15 protein-coding genes and 1 tRNA gene are annotated in these 16829 nt (G+C 44.5%); 8 read left to right on the top strand and 8 right to left on the bottom strand.

The window, feature by feature from the left end; genetic code table 11:
* Positions 1–179 precede the first annotated feature (179 nt).
* From M8Q36_RS10730 to M8Q36_RS10715, 4 genes are all read right to left on the bottom strand, one after another.
* Complete coding sequence (locus M8Q36_RS10730) at positions 180–884, bottom strand: hypothetical protein (protein WP_107223330.1); 705 nt, start codon at positions 882–884, stop codon at positions 180–182.
* Positions 885–1230: 346 nt separating this feature from the next.
* Positions 1231–1620 carry a hypothetical protein gene (locus M8Q36_RS10725; protein WP_249880856.1) on the bottom strand — a complete coding sequence of 130 codons (390 nt, stop codon included), beginning with the start codon at positions 1618–1620 and terminating at the stop codon, positions 1231–1233.
* Positions 1621–2126: 506 nt separating this feature from the next.
* Positions 2127–2585: a DUF1311 domain-containing protein gene (locus tag M8Q36_RS10720; RefSeq protein ID WP_249880855.1), complete on the bottom strand. Its 459-nt coding sequence runs from the start codon at positions 2583–2585 to the stop codon at positions 2127–2129.
* On the bottom strand, positions 2582–3505 hold the full coding sequence (locus tag M8Q36_RS10715; protein WP_249880854.1) for a DUF8812 domain-containing protein: 924 nt from the start codon (positions 3503–3505) through the stop codon (positions 2582–2584). Before M8Q36_RS10715 ends, M8Q36_RS10720 begins: the two co-directional genes overlap by 4 nt.
* Before the next feature lie 314 nt (positions 3506–3819).
* Here M8Q36_RS10715 and M8Q36_RS10710 point away from each other — a divergent pair, with 314 nt between their 5' ends.
* From M8Q36_RS10710 to M8Q36_RS10695, 4 genes are all read left to right on the top strand, one after another.
* The gene (locus M8Q36_RS10710) at positions 3820–4422 is read left to right on the top strand and encodes a tyrosine-type recombinase/integrase (protein WP_249880853.1); all 603 of its coding nucleotides are present in this window, start codon (positions 3820–3822) and stop codon (positions 4420–4422) included.
* A gap of 364 nt (positions 4423–4786) precedes the next feature.
* Positions 4787–5017 carry a hypothetical protein gene (locus M8Q36_RS10705; protein WP_017459901.1) on the top strand — a complete coding sequence of 77 codons (231 nt, stop codon included), beginning with the start codon at positions 4787–4789 and terminating at the stop codon, positions 5015–5017.
* A gap of 490 nt (positions 5018–5507) precedes the next feature.
* A complete protein-coding gene (locus tag M8Q36_RS10700; protein WP_041852351.1) occupies positions 5508–5681 on the top strand; it encodes a GnsA/GnsB family addiction module toxin in 174 nt (57 codons plus the stop codon).
* 250 nt (positions 5682–5931) lie between these two features.
* Positions 5932–7374 carry an IS1182 family transposase gene (locus tag M8Q36_RS10695; RefSeq protein ID WP_249879731.1) on the top strand — a complete coding sequence of 481 codons (1443 nt, stop codon included), beginning with the start codon at positions 5932–5934 and terminating at the stop codon, positions 7372–7374.
* 386 nt (positions 7375–7760) lie between these two features.
* Here the strand turns inward: M8Q36_RS10695 and M8Q36_RS10690 are convergent, their stop codons facing one another.
* Complete coding sequence (locus M8Q36_RS10690; RefSeq protein WP_249880852.1) at positions 7761–8630, bottom strand: LysR family transcriptional regulator; 870 nt, start codon at positions 8628–8630, stop codon at positions 7761–7763.
* A gap of 153 nt (positions 8631–8783) precedes the next feature.
* Here M8Q36_RS10690 and M8Q36_RS10685 point away from each other — a divergent pair, with 153 nt between their 5' ends.
* Positions 8784–9473, top strand: coding sequence for an aspartate/glutamate racemase family protein (locus tag M8Q36_RS10685; RefSeq protein WP_249880851.1), 690 nt, complete (start codon positions 8784–8786; stop codon positions 9471–9473).
* Positions 9474–9722: 249 nt separating this feature from the next.
* Positions 9723–11165, top strand: a complete 1443-nt coding sequence (locus tag M8Q36_RS10680) for an IS1182 family transposase (RefSeq protein ID WP_249879731.1) — start codon at positions 9723–9725, stop codon at positions 11163–11165.
* A gap of 386 nt (positions 11166–11551) precedes the next feature.
* Here M8Q36_RS10680 and M8Q36_RS10675 read toward each other — a convergent pair whose 3' ends face one another.
* Positions 11552–12421 (bottom strand): LysR family transcriptional regulator, encoded by an 870-nt coding sequence (locus M8Q36_RS10675; RefSeq protein WP_249880852.1) that lies wholly within the window; start codon positions 12419–12421, stop codon positions 11552–11554.
* A 153-nt stretch (positions 12422–12574) separates the two neighbouring features.
* Here M8Q36_RS10675 and M8Q36_RS10670 point away from each other — a divergent pair, with 153 nt between their 5' ends.
* A complete protein-coding gene (locus M8Q36_RS10670; protein ID WP_249880851.1) occupies positions 12575–13264 on the top strand; it encodes an aspartate/glutamate racemase family protein in 690 nt (229 codons plus the stop codon).
* A gap of 249 nt (positions 13265–13513) precedes the next feature.
* A complete protein-coding gene (locus M8Q36_RS10665; RefSeq protein WP_249879731.1) occupies positions 13514–14956 on the top strand; it encodes an IS1182 family transposase in 1443 nt (480 codons plus the stop codon).
* A 408-nt stretch (positions 14957–15364) separates the two neighbouring features.
* Here M8Q36_RS10665 and M8Q36_RS10660 read toward each other — a convergent pair whose 3' ends face one another.
* Both M8Q36_RS10660 and M8Q36_RS10655 read right to left on the bottom strand, forming a co-directional pair.
* Complete coding sequence (locus M8Q36_RS10660) at positions 15365–16570, bottom strand: tyrosine-type recombinase/integrase (protein WP_249880850.1); 1206 nt, start codon at positions 16568–16570, stop codon at positions 15365–15367.
* 163 nt (positions 16571–16733) lie between these two features.
* A tRNA-Thr gene (locus M8Q36_RS10655) sits at positions 16734–16809 on the bottom strand.
* Between the last annotated feature and the right edge of the window lie 20 nt (positions 16810–16829).

Genomic DNA, 16829 nt, shown 5'->3' with positions numbered 1-16829 from the left:
TAGCGCCGAAACGGTTTGTTTCTGATTCTCATTCAAATGACTGATATCTTCTATACCCAGGCGTCGAGAGAAATTATTCCACTCCATTCATCGGTTCCGGTGCTTTGCACCAGGATTCAAGAAAAACAGTTTTGCACACGTTTAAATACTATTTTTTAATTACATAGCTCTCTTTCCAGTTACCCTTCTACATAATAATTTTTAATTGCTATATTATTATTTTCGCTATAATTAAAAAAGCGAGAAAGGTATGCGCGATCATGAAAAGGACTTTGCACACCATTTAAATGTAAAGCATTAAAATCTCTTTTTTTGAGATCTATAAATAACTCTTGTGTTTTATTCAATGCTTTCGCAGACTCAATGGATATGTTGTTTTTAAGTCCGGTGGACTGAGCTATTATATCAAATTCATCGAACTCTAGGAATAACTTCCCTGTTGCAATAATTCTTAACCATACCATGGTGTCATGGTAATCTGCACTTCTTCCAGCAATTAAAATGTATTTATCACCGACATCAAAACCACAATCATCAGAATGATAATGCTTTCCCCCTTCATTTTCCAATAACATAAAGACACTTCTTTTGTCCATAAGAATCCTTGCACGTTTTAATACCACGGTGAATATGCACTCCGGCTGACTAATATCCACTTCTTTTAACAGTGAAGCTATTATGCTATTTGGGTTGTGATTTATAATTGGAGAAAACCAAATATCTTCACACATATTTATTTCGATATTCTCAAGGGTTATAACAAATTTGTCATTCCCCCATGAAGATATTTCAGGAAAGGTAATGTAATGCCGTAATCCTACATCACTACTCATACAGATAAAACGTTCATAGCTATCGGTTATATCTAATAAATATCTCACCATTTTTCACTTCCTTTTAAAGATGTACTCTCTAATATTTTCTTTAGCTATTGGGCTGCCATCTGACTGTTCATAACCATCATTATCAATGATATTTGAATTGCGACTGTTTCTGTAGTCACTTTTGTGGGCGCAGACCACAAAAATGACTACTTCCGCTGTTCGCTCACAGCGGACCTTTAGCTCAATTATCTTGTCTACTCCGTGCCAGGATCGGACATTGATAACATTGAGTTATGTTAGCTGATGGGGAGCAGGTCACAGGATTTCCGGTCAGGGTCAGATGCAACCTCGGAGCAAATAGGTTGCAAAAAACCAGCACGAGACCGGCGTTGAGAATAAGTGATGATTAAGAAAACTCTATTTTGCAATCTGATAGCGGGATTGAGCGGCCATCGGAAATAACCAATTGATCACCTTTGATTTGGGCGAGTAATAGACCAAGGCCAATGGCCCCTGCCTCAATATCTTTTCTCCAACCGTCAAGATCACCATGATAGGAAATCGCGTGAAAAATAGGCCCCGAGGGCGGGGTGACTTTGCACCCGCGATCATTTACCCCTCCGCGAACAGCATTCGGAGGCTCAGAAAAGCACGTAATATTATTAAATTGTTTTCGGGGGTTGTTTTTCCCATCGTCCGAAAAATAAACAACTTGCTGCCCATCCACAATCGTAACACCAGGTATATTTCTGGCGTTCGACTGCTCGATTTTTCCACCCAGAATTTTTTCTAACATTTCTCGATCATTACTCATTTCACACGTCACTTTGTGACCGGGGTAAGTACAAACTTAAAGTTTGTGACGCCCGCATCGGTAAACACCTTCGAATAGTAACTAGCTAATTCTGGGCTGTTTGTATGATAGATAGCACCGCCATCGAAACCAGTGGAGTATTTTTTCGCCTGAACTACCATTTTGTCTATTCAGTTACTGACCATGGTTTTGAGCCAGCCGGGCTTTCTGGGTTCCGAATAGAACCAGCCCCGTCATCGACAAATTTGGCTTCAATAGCTGTGGGCTTCCCGCCGATCACTGCCACTTCATTTGACTTGCCCCGGTTAATTATCACATGCCAGTGTTAGTCCGGCATCTGATATATACTGGCTTAAAGGACCGCTTTCGCTCACTGCGGACCTTCAGCTCAGCAAGCTCGTCTGCTCATTGCCTGGAGCGGACGTTCAACATTTCTGCTTATGTGGCCAAAATCGTTATGCCACTACACAGCAGGCAACTAATCTCACTCACTCTTCATCGGCATGAAGCATTTTTATCTCTTCAGTATGCCGCTTATTAAGATTGATTTGGCACTGATAAATATAGGGCCAGTAATCATAGGTGTCCTCACCGATTTGCGACCCAACGCCTAAACAGAAGTTCTTGCGATACTCTTTCCATGAATTTTGCGATTCCAGGAAAAATTTACTGAAGACATCACCAATGGTCAGTTGAGGATCCTTACTTTTATATACGGGCCCAGTATTGTTCTCCTTTATTTGCGTGATTGTTTTGGCAATTAACTCATCCATGCTTTGATTGCTTTTGTCACTAAGAGCGTGTAAGCATTCAGAAGCTTTTCCACGGTCAGCATTATTATGCCAACAAGTATCAGTTTCTGATCCGGCGATAATATCTGCTTTTTCAGCACTGAAGGCTGACGGAGCTAAAGCCAAAAAAGTAATCGCTAATATTATTTTCTTCATTGTAAATACCTGATTCTGTGTCTTGTAGACTCATAACGCATAAGTGATGAATCTTCCCGGATGAAGTTAATAAGCGCTGTTCTGCCAGCAATTGCAGCCTCGATTAAGCTTGCTGGATGTCTTATACCCTGGTAAAAGATATCGACAACGACATCTTTTATTTTCTGGTCGAGTTGATCCCATGAGGGTGCGTTCGTTTTTTTTGCTGCTGTTTTTTCATAAAAAGGTTTGGCGTAATTCTTTTTCTCTAAATAAGAACGTTTGAATAATTCAATCTGTTGCACATAGCTTATCTCACCAAATAGCTGCCATGTGGTATCGACAAAAACCTTTGCCTGTCTTCCACTAAGATATGCTGCGTTTGATGCAATCACTGCGCGATATTCTTCTATACCAAGACTTCGCAGAGTTGAAAAAATCTCTCCGGCAGTTCGCATCTTCATGTCGTAACCGCGACCCAGTGTGACGCCTGATACATCGCCAGGCCAGTGCAGTATTCGGGAGAAATAGTCAGGTCTTTTGGGTGCCCTCTTGGGAGCATAATCCGGGAATATATAATCATTCCCTTCAGCATCAAAGGTAACCTGGCCTTCAGGCACCTTTAGCTGTGCCGCCCCGACAGTCTTACGCCATGGCTGTAAAACAATATTATTTATAGCTTCCTGAAGCCAGATATCTCCAGGATGAATCATTCCGGTAGGCTTCATAGAGAGCATATTCTGAAACCAGCGAATACCTTCAATCGTATCCCTGTCGCACTTGCCTGTAATCTTAACGTCTCGTCCGGTTAATTCTTGATAACCTGACTCACTGAGTGTTTGCTGAAACCACAAAACTTCTTCTGGCTTGTTGTTGCCACACTCCCCCAGAGTGGAATCTATCCGCATAATATGCGGTCTGTAGCTTTTTCTACTACTCATAAACGCTCCCCTATCCCTTGATGCGTCAACAAATTTTTTTACTATTATGCATTTTAAAAAGTGTGGGCGTCACTGGAGAAAACTGTAACGAAAAATGCCGTAAAAGTTTTACAACGGTCTAAACGGATGGCTAAGACAGATACATTTTTTGCGAATTGTCAGCATCGCCTCTTTAATGCCCGGCTTCCAGCACATCTCGAGTGCACTGATGACCAGCTCCTCGTTGATTCACACGGAATGCTGTTAGCAATGTCCTCTGTTCGCTCATAAAGGACAACCACACTCAAATCTCCCACATTGCAGGAGATTTGAGTATGAACACGTCACCGTGGAATAAAGACCGTATCATAGGCCAAAAAAGACCACTTCAGATATCTCATATCTGGGGGATTCGAATCCGGCTTGAACTGGAAGGTAAAACGCGTGATTTAGCTCTGTTCAATATGGCCTTAGACAGTAAGCTACGAGGCTGCGATCTGGTGAGCCTCAAAGTATCTGATGTTGCATATGGTAGCTCGGTTTCAAGCAGAGCTACGGTGCTGCAACAGAAAACCGGTAGCCCTGTGCAATTTGAGATAACCAAAGGGACAAGAGAAGCTGTTGCTGCATTGATAAAGCTTGGCAATTTGCACAGTAAAGACTTCTTGTTTCGGTCTCGGATCGGAACTAACCGGCACATATCAACCCGACAATACAGCCGAATTTTTCATGGGTGGGTAGAAAAGCTTGGTCTCGAAGCTTCGCTTTACAGCACACATTCCATGAGAAGAACAAAACCTTACTTGATATACAAGAAAACCAAGAATCTCCGGGTGATACAAATTCTGTTGGGCTATAAGAAACTGGAAAGCACAGTCCGTTATCTGGGCATCGAAGTCGATGATGCGTTAGAGATATCTGAATCGATTGAAGTCTAAGGTTGTCAGGGCTGCAACAGCAGCCCTGTGCCAGAAGCAGACGTTGATAACGTTGAGATATGTTAATTTATGGGGAGTAGGTCACACGACTTGCAGTGGTTAAAACTGCCGAAACAGTTTAATCGCAGATGAAAATCAAAAGTTGCAGCATAACTACCATCATCTTGCCCTTTACCATGTGAAAACATTAAAACTCTGTAGACTCAATTCACCGCCGCCTTGCCTACACCAGAAAGGCAGCGGTTATTGGTCGATCAGAAAACATGAATCGCCCGGGTGGCTCCTGCGAATCACTATTCTGACTTCAAGCTGATACTTATCAAAGGCCACTTATTGTGGCCTTTTCTCAACATTAGGGATGCCTATGAAAAATGTTCTGGTGTTCTTCAATCGGCAGCCGGTGGTGGTTGTCAGGGTTGTAGATGGCACTACCACAATACTCCGTGAATACCCGAATGGTGAGGAAACTAACCTTAAGATTATGTATGCGGGAGTTCATTCGCTTACTGGCGATCATACTGAGTTTTGTGTAGCCTCAGACAGAGAGGTTACATCACATGAAATCGTCGAAGCTGCAAACAAGCTTTTGAAATAGCTTGAGTTTGTTAATTTCTGAAAGTAAAAAAATGCCTTCTAAGCGAAGGCAATATTGAGGTACAGCATCGGTTCTTATTTTCAGTTCCCTCAGCTCCCGCTGAAGGTATGGACTCATCCATAAGTCATTCCCTGGGTCGGGGTGCGCATCCTTCAAGGGCCTCTCCAAGTGTGGTCTACAAACCATTTACAACAAGCGTAAGCGGAAGAATAAATTCGAAAAAAAGTTTTATTAACGGGGCAGAGGAAAGACTATTACGGCATTACATCAGGCATTCACTGTGTGTCTGTGATAATGCCAGGGAAAAATATGGCAAGTGTCGGTTGCGGCCCGACACCAGATGTCCTGCGAACGAGGCGACCGGCATCGGCGGTTTGGGCATTGCAACCCACTCCCGATTTACCGGTGGCGTGAGGGATGATTCCTGTGCGCCCTCATGGAAGATAACCTATGATTTATAAAAGGTTGGGTATGAAAAAGGAGTACATATATGAAACCTGAAGAACTGGAGCGTAAAGCTGAGCAAGAAATTTCTGCTCTTATTACTAAAAAAATCGCTGAGCTACGGAAAAAAACAGGCAAAGAAGTTTCCGAGATCGAGTTTATACCGAGTGAGACCATGTCCGGTCTTGAGGGGTATAAAGTAAAAATAAAGCTTATGTAAAATAAATAGGTCGCTTAGGCGGCCTTTTTTATTGCTCCCAATTGACCTGCTTCCCGTTTATTAACGCGCGTCATCAGCTGTGGGATAAATTACGAACTTCCGCTGTTCGCTCAGGCTGTGTGAAAACTCCTGATCACTTTTTGGTCTAAGCGATGGTTTCATATGATCAACCATTCTTGATAAACCCATGCGACGGAATGATTTTTTCATTAAAATTATAAACATACAAATGAATACTGCGGATACCGACATGGTCCATCACATTCAAGGACAAGGCAGGCATCAGGTGACATTGCTCCCTGATACACTGGATGATTTTGTCACTGAAGATAACCCCGTCAGAGTGGTTGATATATTTGTAGATGGATTAAAGCTTGATTCTCTTGGTTTCAGAAGAGTTGATGCAAAGCGAACTGGACGGCCTGGATATCACCCTGCCACCCTACTGAAGTTGTACATTTACGGATATCTCAACCGAATTCAGTCCTCCCGTAGACTGGAAAAAGAGGCCCATCGGAACGTTGAACTGATGTGGTTACTTGAACGATTAACGCCTGACTTTAAAACCATTGCAGACTTCAGAAAAGATAACGGTGAAGGTATCAGGAATGCCTGTCGGGCCTTTATTGGCCTGTGCCGGCAAATGCAAATGTTCACTGATGTCGTTGTTGCCATTGACGGCAGCAAATTCAAAGCAGTAAACAGCAAACCCAACAACTTCACATCCCAGAAAGCCAATGACCATATTGAGCGCGTTGAGCAAAGTATTACTTATTATTTAAACAAGCTGGATGAAGCCGACAAGAATACTGAGCCCGATGCAAACACAAAGTTAACAGCCACTAAACTGGCCTGGCTAAAAAAGCGCTTACGTGAGCTTCAGGAAATTCAACAAGCAGTCGCACAACAGCCAGATAAACAACTCTCTTTAACCGACCCTGACTCCCGGTTGATGAAAACAAATAATATGAACCGGCAAGTTTGCTACAACGTTCAGACAGCTGTGGATACGAAGAACCATTTGATTGTTGCGCATGAAGTCACCAACACAACAGATAATGGACAACTTGGTTCAATGGCAACACTGGCTCAGAAAGCTGTTGGCCGGAAAGACATAACAGTACTGGCCGACAAAGGGTATTACAGTCGCAGCGATATTAAAACAGTTCTGGATAGCGGAGCAGTGGCTTTGGTGCCAAAGGGAGATACCTCTGGTGCTGAACGTAAGGGGCTCTATAACCGCTCAATGTTCAGATATAACAGGGAAAAAGATGTTTATGTATGCCCAATGGGCAATGAGCTTCAGAATCGATTTACCTCAACAGAGGACGGACTGGAGCAACAGTTGTACTTTAACAATATTGCCTGTCGCGATTGCAGCCAGCGCTCCAGATGCACTACATCAAAACGCGATCCAAGGCGTATACGGCGTTGGGTTCATGAAGCTGAAATGGAAGAAATGCATGCGAGGCTTGAGTCATTTCCTCAGGCGGTAGTCATGCGAAAGCAAACGGTAGAACATCCGTTTGGGACAATTAAAATGTGGATGGGTGCAACGCACTTCCTGATGCGGAAATTTAAAAACGTCAGTACGGAAATCAGTCTACATATATTGGCTTATAACCTGAAAAGGATGCTATCGATATGGGGTACTTCAGGATTGATAATTCAGCTGCAGGAACAATACGGCTAACGGTTCCAGCCGTTTTATCCTCCAGTAACAACAGATATCAGGTTCTTCCCCGCAATAAAAACTTCTGAGTCATCCGAATAAAATCACAGATTACCTCGTCAACTTAAACGACATTCTTAAAACACAGATGAGAAATATTGTTTGGCTAATTGAAGCTATGAGTTTTCACACAGCCTGCGCTCACAGCAGACATGATGGTCACGAAGCCTGTCCGCTTTGTGCCAAAAGCGGAAGTTGCATCAACAAACGAAAACCGGATTAACGCCGGACATTGCGTTAGGCATTATGAAAAAGGCTAGTAGCATAATGTCACCCGATAGGGATTTCGACATTACAGACACCGCCAATCGGCTATAATCTCAAACCAGATTGCAGTATCTTTCTTGTCAGGTACTTCCAACGTTTGAGGACAAAATATCAATCAGGGCACATGTATTAGCCGTGAGCCCTCCCTTACGCCATATCAGTTCCGTTGTTATTTGGCTATTTTCACTTTCAAAAGGATGGATTGTGATGAGTTCCTGTGTCGGAAACGTATCGAGGATTGTTGTTGGTATTACGCCCGCCCCCATTCCTGCACTGACGCCGCCCAGAATGGCATGGTAGGAAGACATTTCTGCCAGCCTGTAAGGTCTGATCCCAGCCTCTCTGAACCAGGTTGTTAGCCGGTCGCGATAGGAGCAGCCGTCGCTGAATACCAGCAATGTTATGTGAGTTAAATCGGCAGCAGAACGTATCGGCGGGAAATTTGCTGCGGCGATAATAACCAGTTCTTCCTTGTAAACAGCCATGCGTTCCAGTCTGTCATCATCTGGTGCGTCAGCAATGAAGGCTGCATCAAGCTCGTGGCTAAGTACTGCATCGAGCAATGTGCGGCTTATCCCGGTAACCAGCTCCACCGACACTGATTGATGTTGCTGGTAAAGGTGCGCCAGTGGCCCTGGCAACCTTGTTGCTGCCATACTGTCGAGCGCACCCAATCGGAACCGACCACCAGGCACCGGCCTTACCATCTGCTGTTCTGCTAAAGTGACCAGCTCGATAATTTTCTGTGCATTGTCATAAAGCACCTGGCCTTCACTTGTCGGAAGAAACCGACGGCCAGACTTAACAAACAGTGTGGTGCCGAGCTGGCTCTCCAGGTTCTGAACTCGTGTAGTGATTGCTGAGGGGACTCGGCAGAGCACCTTTGCTGCTGCAGTAATGGTACCTGTTTCTACCAGTGCTATGATGGTTCGGAAGTCTGCTACATCCATAATTTCACCATAATTGAAAATAAGATTCTATTTTATTCAATTGAAATGAATCTGCATGTTTTTTAATTTATTTACTCTATTTAAACAACTACCAGCCCCGCAGTTAGTCTCAACCACTTGTTGATCCTGGCAACGGGAGCTACTGAGGGTAAAATGAAGAAACTTGGATTAATCGGCGGCACCGGACCTGAATCAACATTGCTCTACTATCGCAAATTTGTTTATGAAGCTAACAAAAGAGTTGGCGATACATTCTTCCCGTCGCTAACTATTGAAAGTATCAACGTATATGATGTCCTGGCCATGTGCGGACGGAAAGATTATGAAGCGCTGACGAAGTACCTGGCAAAGGCTGTCGGGAATCTGGTGGCCGCAGGGGCTGAAGTCGTCGCCTTGACCGGTAATACGCCACATATCGTCTTCAATGAACTCCAGTCATGTACAACGGTTCCGCTTGTCAGCATTATCGATTCCACTTGTGCAGAAGTTCAGACTCAGAGCCTGAAGAAAGTCGGGCTAGTGGGAACACGATTTACAATGGAGGCTGACTTCTTCAAACAGCCTTTCACTGAAGCTGGCATCCAGGTGGTTGTCCCGCATGGTGATGAGATAGATTACATCGCAGATAAAATCCACGATGAACTCGAAAGAGGCGTTATAAAGCCACAGACGCGAGACAAGTTTACCGCTGTAATTGAGCGGATGTATCAGGATGAAGGCATTGAGGCCATCATTCTGGGATGCACAGAGCTTCCCCTTTTGTTCGCGGGTACAGAGTTACCTGTTAAAGCACTGGATACGGTTGATATTCACATCGAGGCGTTGTTTAAAGCTCTTCAGTAGCATTTAACACGAATTTTTCGGAAAGAACCGGGAGCGACCTGTTCCCTGTTCTTTAACACGCCCCGATTTGAGTAATGCCTTTATCGTACAACGAACTTCCGCTCTTCGCTCAGGCTGTGTGAAAACTCCTGATCACTTTTTGGTCTAAGCGATGGTTTCATATGATCAACCATTCTTGATAAACCCATGCGACGGAATGATTTTTTCATTAAAATTATAAACATACAAATGAATACTGCGGATACCGACATGGTCCATCACATTCAAGGACAAGGCAGGCATCAGGTGACATTGCTCCCTGATACACTGGATGATTTTGTCACTGAAGATAACCCCGTCAGAGTGGTTGATATATTTGTAGATGGATTAAAGCTTGATTCTCTTGGTTTCAGAAGAGTTGATGCAAAGCGAACTGGACGGCCTGGATATCACCCTGCCACCCTACTGAAGTTGTACATTTACGGATATCTCAACCGAATTCAGTCCTCCCGTAGACTGGAAAAAGAGGCCCATCGGAACGTTGAACTGATGTGGTTACTTGAACGATTAACGCCTGACTTTAAAACCATTGCAGACTTCAGAAAAGATAACGGTGAAGGTATCAGGAATGCCTGTCGGGCCTTTATTGGCCTGTGCCGGCAAATGCAAATGTTCACTGATGTCGTTGTTGCCATTGACGGCAGCAAATTCAAAGCAGTAAACAGCAAACCCAACAACTTCACATCCCAGAAAGCCAATGACCATATTGAGCGCGTTGAGCAAAGTATTACTTATTATTTAAACAAGCTGGATGAAGCCGACAAGAATACTGAGCCCGATGCAAACACAAAGTTAACAGCCACTAAACTGGCCTGGCTAAAAAAGCGCTTACGTGAGCTTCAGGAAATTCAACAAGCAGTCGCACAACAGCCAGATAAACAACTCTCTTTAACCGACCCTGACTCCCGGTTGATGAAAACAAATAATATGAACCGGCAAGTTTGCTACAACGTTCAGACAGCTGTGGATACGAAGAACCATTTGATTGTTGCGCATGAAGTCACCAACACAACAGATAATGGACAACTTGGTTCAATGGCAACACTGGCTCAGAAAGCTGTTGGCCGGAAAGACATAACAGTACTGGCCGACAAAGGGTATTACAGTCGCAGCGATATTAAAACAGTTCTGGATAGCGGAGCAGTGGCTTTGGTGCCAAAGGGAGATACCTCTGGTGCTGAACGTAAGGGGCTCTATAACCGCTCAATGTTCAGATATAACAGGGAAAAAGATGTTTATGTATGCCCAATGGGCAATGAGCTTCAGAATCGATTTACCTCAACAGAGGACGGACTGGAGCAACAGTTGTACTTTAACAATATTGCCTGTCGCGATTGCAGCCAGCGCTCCAGATGCACTACATCAAAACGCGATCCAAGGCGTATACGGCGTTGGGTTCATGAAGCTGAAATGGAAGAAATGCATGCGAGGCTTGAGTCATTTCCTCAGGCGGTAGTCATGCGAAAGCAAACGGTAGAACATCCGTTTGGGACAATTAAAATGTGGATGGGTGCAACGCACTTCCTGATGCGGAAATTTAAAAACGTCAGTACGGAAATCAGTCTACATATATTGGCTTATAACCTGAAAAGGATGCTATCGATATGGGGTACTTCAGGATTGATAATTCAGCTGCAGGAACAATACGGCTAACGGTTCCAGCCGTTTTATCCTCCAGTAACAACAGATATCAGGTTCTTCCCCGCAATAAAAACTTCTGAGTCATCCGAATAAAATCACAGATTACCTCGTCAACTTAAACGACATTCTTAAAACACAGATGAGAAATATTGTTTGGCTAATTGAAGCTATGAGTTTTCACACAGCCTGCGCTCACAGCAGACATGATGGTCACGAAGCCTGTCCGCTTTGTGCCAAAAGCGGAAGTTGCATCAACAAACGAAAACCGGATTAACGCCGGACATTGCGTTAGGCATTATGAAAAAGGCTAGTAGCATAATGTCACCCGATAGGGATTTCGACATTACAGACACCGCCAATCGGCTATAATCTCAAACCAGATTGCAGTATCTTTCTTGTCAGGTACTTCCAACGTTTGAGGACAAAATATCAATCAGGGCACATGTATTAGCCGTGAGCCCTCCCTTACGCCATATCAGTTCCGTTGTTATTTGGCTATTTTCACTTTCAAAAGGATGGATTGTGATGAGTTCCTGTGTCGGAAACGTATCGAGGATTGTTGTTGGTATTACGCCCGCCCCCATTCCTGCACTGACGCCGCCCAGAATGGCATGGTAGGAAGACATTTCTGCCAGCCTGTAAGGTCTGATCCCAGCCTCTCTGAACCAGGTTGTTAGCCGGTCGCGATAGGAGCAGCCGTCGCTGAATACCAGCAATGTTATGTGAGTTAAATCGGCAGCAGAACGTATCGGCGGGAAATTTGCTGCGGCGATAATAACCAGTTCTTCCTTGTAAACAGCCATGCGTTCCAGTCTGTCATCATCTGGTGCGTCAGCAATGAAGGCTGCATCAAGCTCGTGGCTAAGTACTGCATCGAGCAATGTGCGGCTTATCCCGGTAACCAGCTCCACCGACACTGATTGATGTTGCTGGTAAAGGTGCGCCAGTGGCCCTGGCAACCTTGTTGCTGCCATACTGTCGAGCGCACCCAATCGGAACCGACCACCAGGCACCGGCCTTACCATCTGCTGTTCTGCTAAAGTGACCAGCTCGATAATTTTCTGTGCATTGTCATAAAGCACCTGGCCTTCACTTGTCGGAAGAAACCGACGGCCAGACTTAACAAACAGTGTGGTGCCGAGCTGGCTCTCCAGGTTCTGAACTCGTGTAGTGATTGCTGAGGGGACTCGGCAGAGCACCTTTGCTGCTGCAGTAATGGTACCTGTTTCTACCAGTGCTATGATGGTTCGGAAGTCTGCTACATCCATAATTTCACCATAATTGAAAATAAGATTCTATTTTATTCAATTGAAATGAATCTGCATGTTTTTTAATTTATTTACTCTATTTAAACAACTACCAGCCCCGCAGTTAGTCTCAACCACTTGTTGATCCTGGCAACGGGAGCTACTGAGGGTAAAATGAAGAAACTTGGATTAATCGGCGGCACCGGACCTGAATCAACATTGCTCTACTATCGCAAATTTGTTTATGAAGCTAACAAAAGAGTTGGCGATACATTCTTCCCGTCGCTAACTATTGAAAGTATCAACGTATATGATGTCCTGGCCATGTGCGGACGGAAAGATTATGAAGCGCTGACGAAGTACCTGGCAAAGGCTGTCGGGAATCTGGTGGCCGCAGGGGCTGAAGTCGTCGCCTTGACCGGTAATACGCCACATATCGTCTTCAATGAACTCCAGTCATGTACAACGGTTCCGCTTGTCAGCATTATCGATTCCACTTGTGCAGAAGTTCAGACTCAGAGCCTGAAGAAAGTCGGGCTAGTGGGAACACGATTTACAATGGAGGCTGACTTCTTCAAACAGCCTTTCACTGAAGCTGGCATCCAGGTGGTTGTCCCGCATGGTGATGAGATAGATTACATCGCAGATAAAATCCACGATGAACTCGAAAGAGGCGTTATAAAGCCACAGACGCGAGACAAGTTTACCGCTGTAATTGAGCGGATGTATCAGGATGAAGGCATTGAGGCCATCATTCTGGGATGCACAGAGCTTCCCCTTTTGTTCGCGGGTACAGAGTTACCTGTTAAAGCACTGGATACGGTTGATATTCACATCGAGGCGTTGTTTAAAGCTCTTCAGTAGCATTTAACACGAATTTTTCGGAAAGAACCGGGAGCGACCTGTTCCCTGTTCTTTAACACGCCCCGATTTGAGTAATGCCTTTATCGTACAACGAACTTCCGCTCTTCGCTCAGGCTGTGTGAAAACTCCTGATCACTTTTTGGTCTAAGCGATGGTTTCATATGATCAACCATTCTTGATAAACCCATGCGACGGAATGATTTTTTCATTAAAATTATAAACATACAAATGAATACTGCGGATACCGACATGGTCCATCACATTCAAGGACAAGGCAGGCATCAGGTGACATTGCTCCCTGATACACTGGATGATTTTGTCACTGAAGATAACCCCGTCAGAGTGGTTGATATATTTGTAGATGGATTAAAGCTTGATTCTCTTGGTTTCAGAAGAGTTGATGCAAAGCGAACTGGACGGCCTGGATATCACCCTGCCACCCTACTGAAGTTGTACATTTACGGATATCTCAACCGAATTCAGTCCTCCCGTAGACTGGAAAAAGAGGCCCATCGGAACGTTGAACTGATGTGGTTACTTGAACGATTAACGCCTGACTTTAAAACCATTGCAGACTTCAGAAAAGATAACGGTGAAGGTATCAGGAATGCCTGTCGGGCCTTTATTGGCCTGTGCCGGCAAATGCAAATGTTCACTGATGTCGTTGTTGCCATTGACGGCAGCAAATTCAAAGCAGTAAACAGCAAACCCAACAACTTCACATCCCAGAAAGCCAATGACCATATTGAGCGCGTTGAGCAAAGTATTACTTATTATTTAAACAAGCTGGATGAAGCCGACAAGAATACTGAGCCCGATGCAAACACAAAGTTAACAGCCACTAAACTGGCCTGGCTAAAAAAGCGCTTACGTGAGCTTCAGGAAATTCAACAAGCAGTCGCACAACAGCCAGATAAACAACTCTCTTTAACCGACCCTGACTCCCGGTTGATGAAAACAAATAATATGAACCGGCAAGTTTGCTACAACGTTCAGACAGCTGTGGATACGAAGAACCATTTGATTGTTGCGCATGAAGTCACCAACACAACAGATAATGGACAACTTGGTTCAATGGCAACACTGGCTCAGAAAGCTGTTGGCCGGAAAGACATAACAGTACTGGCCGACAAAGGGTATTACAGTCGCAGCGATATTAAAACAGTTCTGGATAGCGGAGCAGTGGCTTTGGTGCCAAAGGGAGATACCTCTGGTGCTGAACGTAAGGGGCTCTATAACCGCTCAATGTTCAGATATAACAGGGAAAAAGATGTTTATGTATGCCCAATGGGCAATGAGCTTCAGAATCGATTTACCTCAACAGAGGACGGACTGGAGCAACAGTTGTACTTTAACAATATTGCCTGTCGCGATTGCAGCCAGCGCTCCAGATGCACTACATCAAAACGCGATCCAAGGCGTATACGGCGTTGGGTTCATGAAGCTGAAATGGAAGAAATGCATGCGAGGCTTGAGTCATTTCCTCAGGCGGTAGTCATGCGAAAGCAAACGGTAGAACATCCGTTTGGGACAATTAAAATGTGGATGGGTGCAACGCACTTCCTGATGCGGAAATTTAAAAACGTCAGTACGGAAATCAGTCTACATATATTGGCTTATAACCTGAAAAGGATGCTATCGATATGGGGTACTTCAGGATTGATAATTCAGCTGCAGGAACAATACGGCTAACGGTTCCAGCCGTTTTATCCTCCAGTAACAACAGATATCAGGTTCTTCCCCGCAATAAAAACTTCTGAGTCATCCGAATAAAATCACAGATTACCTCGTCAACTTAAACGACATTCTTAAAACACAGATGAGAAATATTGTTTGGCTAATTGAAGCTATGAGTTTTCACACAGCCTGCGCTCACAGCGGACCTTCAACGACGATGGCTATATGAAACTAATCTAGCGCTAGTCAAATATCAGCATCAGTATTGGCAACAACTTGAAAATACCAGAATCATCCGTGTCAATTCAATTCGAGAATTGATGACTATAACGATATGTTTTTTAAATTAACCAGCAAGAAAGTAGCTTTTATTGCAAATAATATCAAAAAAAACCTGCACACTTATTCGTGCAGGTTTTTTTTCTACGCCTTTTTACTGAGAGGTAACAAAGAGCTATTTGCTAGTGATACTATATAATCAGCATACCACTGCATCATCTCCCTCCTCCCTTCCAGATACTGAGCATGATTATACGTTCCGCGAATCGCATTCTTATCCACATGCGCAAGCTGAGTCTCAATCCATGCCGTATTGAACCCTTCCTCGTGCAAAATCGTACTCATCGTGTGGCGGAAGCCATGCCCTGTTACTTTCCCAGTGTATCCAACCCGTTTGAATACCTGATTGATACTCGCTTCACTCATCGTTTTGCGAGGGTCATTGCGTCCAGGAAAAACTAAAGGATATTGTCCTGTCATGACTTTGATTTGTTTAACAACATCCAACGCATAAGTCGATAGAGGTACGAGGTGAGGACGCTTCATCTTCATCCGCTCGATTGGGATTTCCCATATCGCTTTATCCAAATCAAATTCACTCCAGAACGCCCCACGAAGTTCTCCAGTACGGACGCCAGTGAGAATCAGCAGTCGAGCTGCAAGGATGACCAATGGACTTCCCGTATAGCCTGATAAGGCCTTAAAGAAATCGGGTAACTCTTCCACTGTAAGAAAGGGATAATGATTTGACTCATGCCCAGCCATGGCGCTGGTAAGATCCGCTGCCGGATTATATTCCGCACGACCAGTCACTATGGCGTAACGAAAGACTTCACTGCATCGCTGGCGAACCTTCTTAGCCTTTTCTGTCGCACCACGAGATTCCATTCTCTTCAGCACATTCAATAGAACGAGGGGCTTAATCTCGTTAATTGGTTGTTGGCCTATGAAGGGAAAAATGTCTTTTTTGAAGGCCTCCAGAATGTCAGAGGCATATCCTTCAGACCATCGACCGGCTCTCGTCGCATGCCACTCAAGCGCCACGGACTGGAACGTGTTGTTGAGTTGTACATCGCGAACCAGCTTCTCTTCTTTCTTTGCTGTTGATGGATCGATCCCTTCGGCCAATTTTTTCTTGGCTTCATCACGCAATGCCCTCGCTTGTGCGAGGGTCACTGTAGGGTACACACCAAAGGCCATACGCTTCTCTTTCCCGTTGAAGCGATATTTCATGCGCCAGTATCTGGAACCAGAGGGAACAACCTCAAGATACAAACCAGCGCCATCCGACAGTTTGTAGGCTTTCTCTCTGGGTTTAGAGGTATCGACTTGTCGAGCATTAAGCTTCATTGGGGGCATCTCCCAAAACCGAACACAGAATGCCCCCACTTATGCCCCCAACTGTAACTTGATTCCGGTTGAGTCCAGTTGATAACAGGAGATAAGATACGGGCCAGAAACCGCAGTATACGGGCTTTTATTTGATTTCGGTAGACCTTGGGAGAGTTTGAAATGGTGCCGATAATAGGAGTCGAACCTACGACCTTCGCATTACGAATGCGCTGCTCTACCAACTGAGCTATATCGGCCCTGCGATATGTTCACGGGT

It is taken from the genome of Kosakonia sp. R1.Fl, from assembly GCF_023516815.1.
Lineage (GTDB): Bacteria > Pseudomonadota > Gammaproteobacteria > Enterobacterales > Enterobacteriaceae > Kosakonia.
Note: the sequence above shows the minus strand (reverse complement) of the source record. Positions and strands in the feature narration are given on the sequence as shown.

What these genes read in the sequence shown, in the direction of transcription:
- M8Q36_RS10730 (WP_107223330.1), bottom strand. Translation starts at nt 884, where the DNA reads ATGGTGAGATATTTATTAGATATAACCGATAGCTATGAACGTTTTATC.
- M8Q36_RS10725 (WP_249880856.1), bottom strand. Translation starts at nt 1,620, where the DNA reads ATGTTAGAAAAAATTCTGGGTGGAAAAATCGAGCAGTCGAACGCCAGA.
- M8Q36_RS10720 (WP_249880855.1), bottom strand. Translation starts at nt 2,585, where the DNA reads ATGAAGAAAATAATATTAGCGATTACTTTTTTGGCTTTAGCTCCGTCA.
- M8Q36_RS10715 (WP_249880854.1), bottom strand. Translation starts at nt 3,505, where the DNA reads ATGAGTAGTAGAAAAAGCTACAGACCGCATATTATGCGGATAGATTCC.
- M8Q36_RS10710 (WP_249880853.1), top strand. Translation starts at nt 3,820, where the DNA reads ATGAACACGTCACCGTGGAATAAAGACCGTATCATAGGCCAAAAAAGA.
- M8Q36_RS10705 (WP_017459901.1), top strand. Translation starts at nt 4,787, where the DNA reads ATGAAAAATGTTCTGGTGTTCTTCAATCGGCAGCCGGTGGTGGTTGTC.
- M8Q36_RS10700 (WP_041852351.1), top strand. Translation starts at nt 5,508, where the DNA reads ATGAAACCTGAAGAACTGGAGCGTAAAGCTGAGCAAGAAATTTCTGCT.
- M8Q36_RS10695 (WP_249879731.1), top strand. Translation starts at nt 5,932, where the DNA reads ATGGTCCATCACATTCAAGGACAAGGCAGGCATCAGGTGACATTGCTC.
- M8Q36_RS10690 (WP_249880852.1), bottom strand. Translation starts at nt 8,630, where the DNA reads ATGGATGTAGCAGACTTCCGAACCATCATAGCACTGGTAGAAACAGGT.
- M8Q36_RS10685 (WP_249880851.1), top strand. Translation starts at nt 8,784, where the DNA reads ATGAAGAAACTTGGATTAATCGGCGGCACCGGACCTGAATCAACATTG.
- M8Q36_RS10680 (WP_249879731.1), top strand. Translation starts at nt 9,723, where the DNA reads ATGGTCCATCACATTCAAGGACAAGGCAGGCATCAGGTGACATTGCTC.
- M8Q36_RS10675 (WP_249880852.1), bottom strand. Translation starts at nt 12,421, where the DNA reads ATGGATGTAGCAGACTTCCGAACCATCATAGCACTGGTAGAAACAGGT.
- M8Q36_RS10670 (WP_249880851.1), top strand. Translation starts at nt 12,575, where the DNA reads ATGAAGAAACTTGGATTAATCGGCGGCACCGGACCTGAATCAACATTG.
- M8Q36_RS10665 (WP_249879731.1), top strand. Translation starts at nt 13,514, where the DNA reads ATGGTCCATCACATTCAAGGACAAGGCAGGCATCAGGTGACATTGCTC.
- M8Q36_RS10660 (WP_249880850.1), bottom strand. Translation starts at nt 16,570, where the DNA reads ATGAAGCTTAATGCTCGACAAGTCGATACCTCTAAACCCAGAGAGAAA.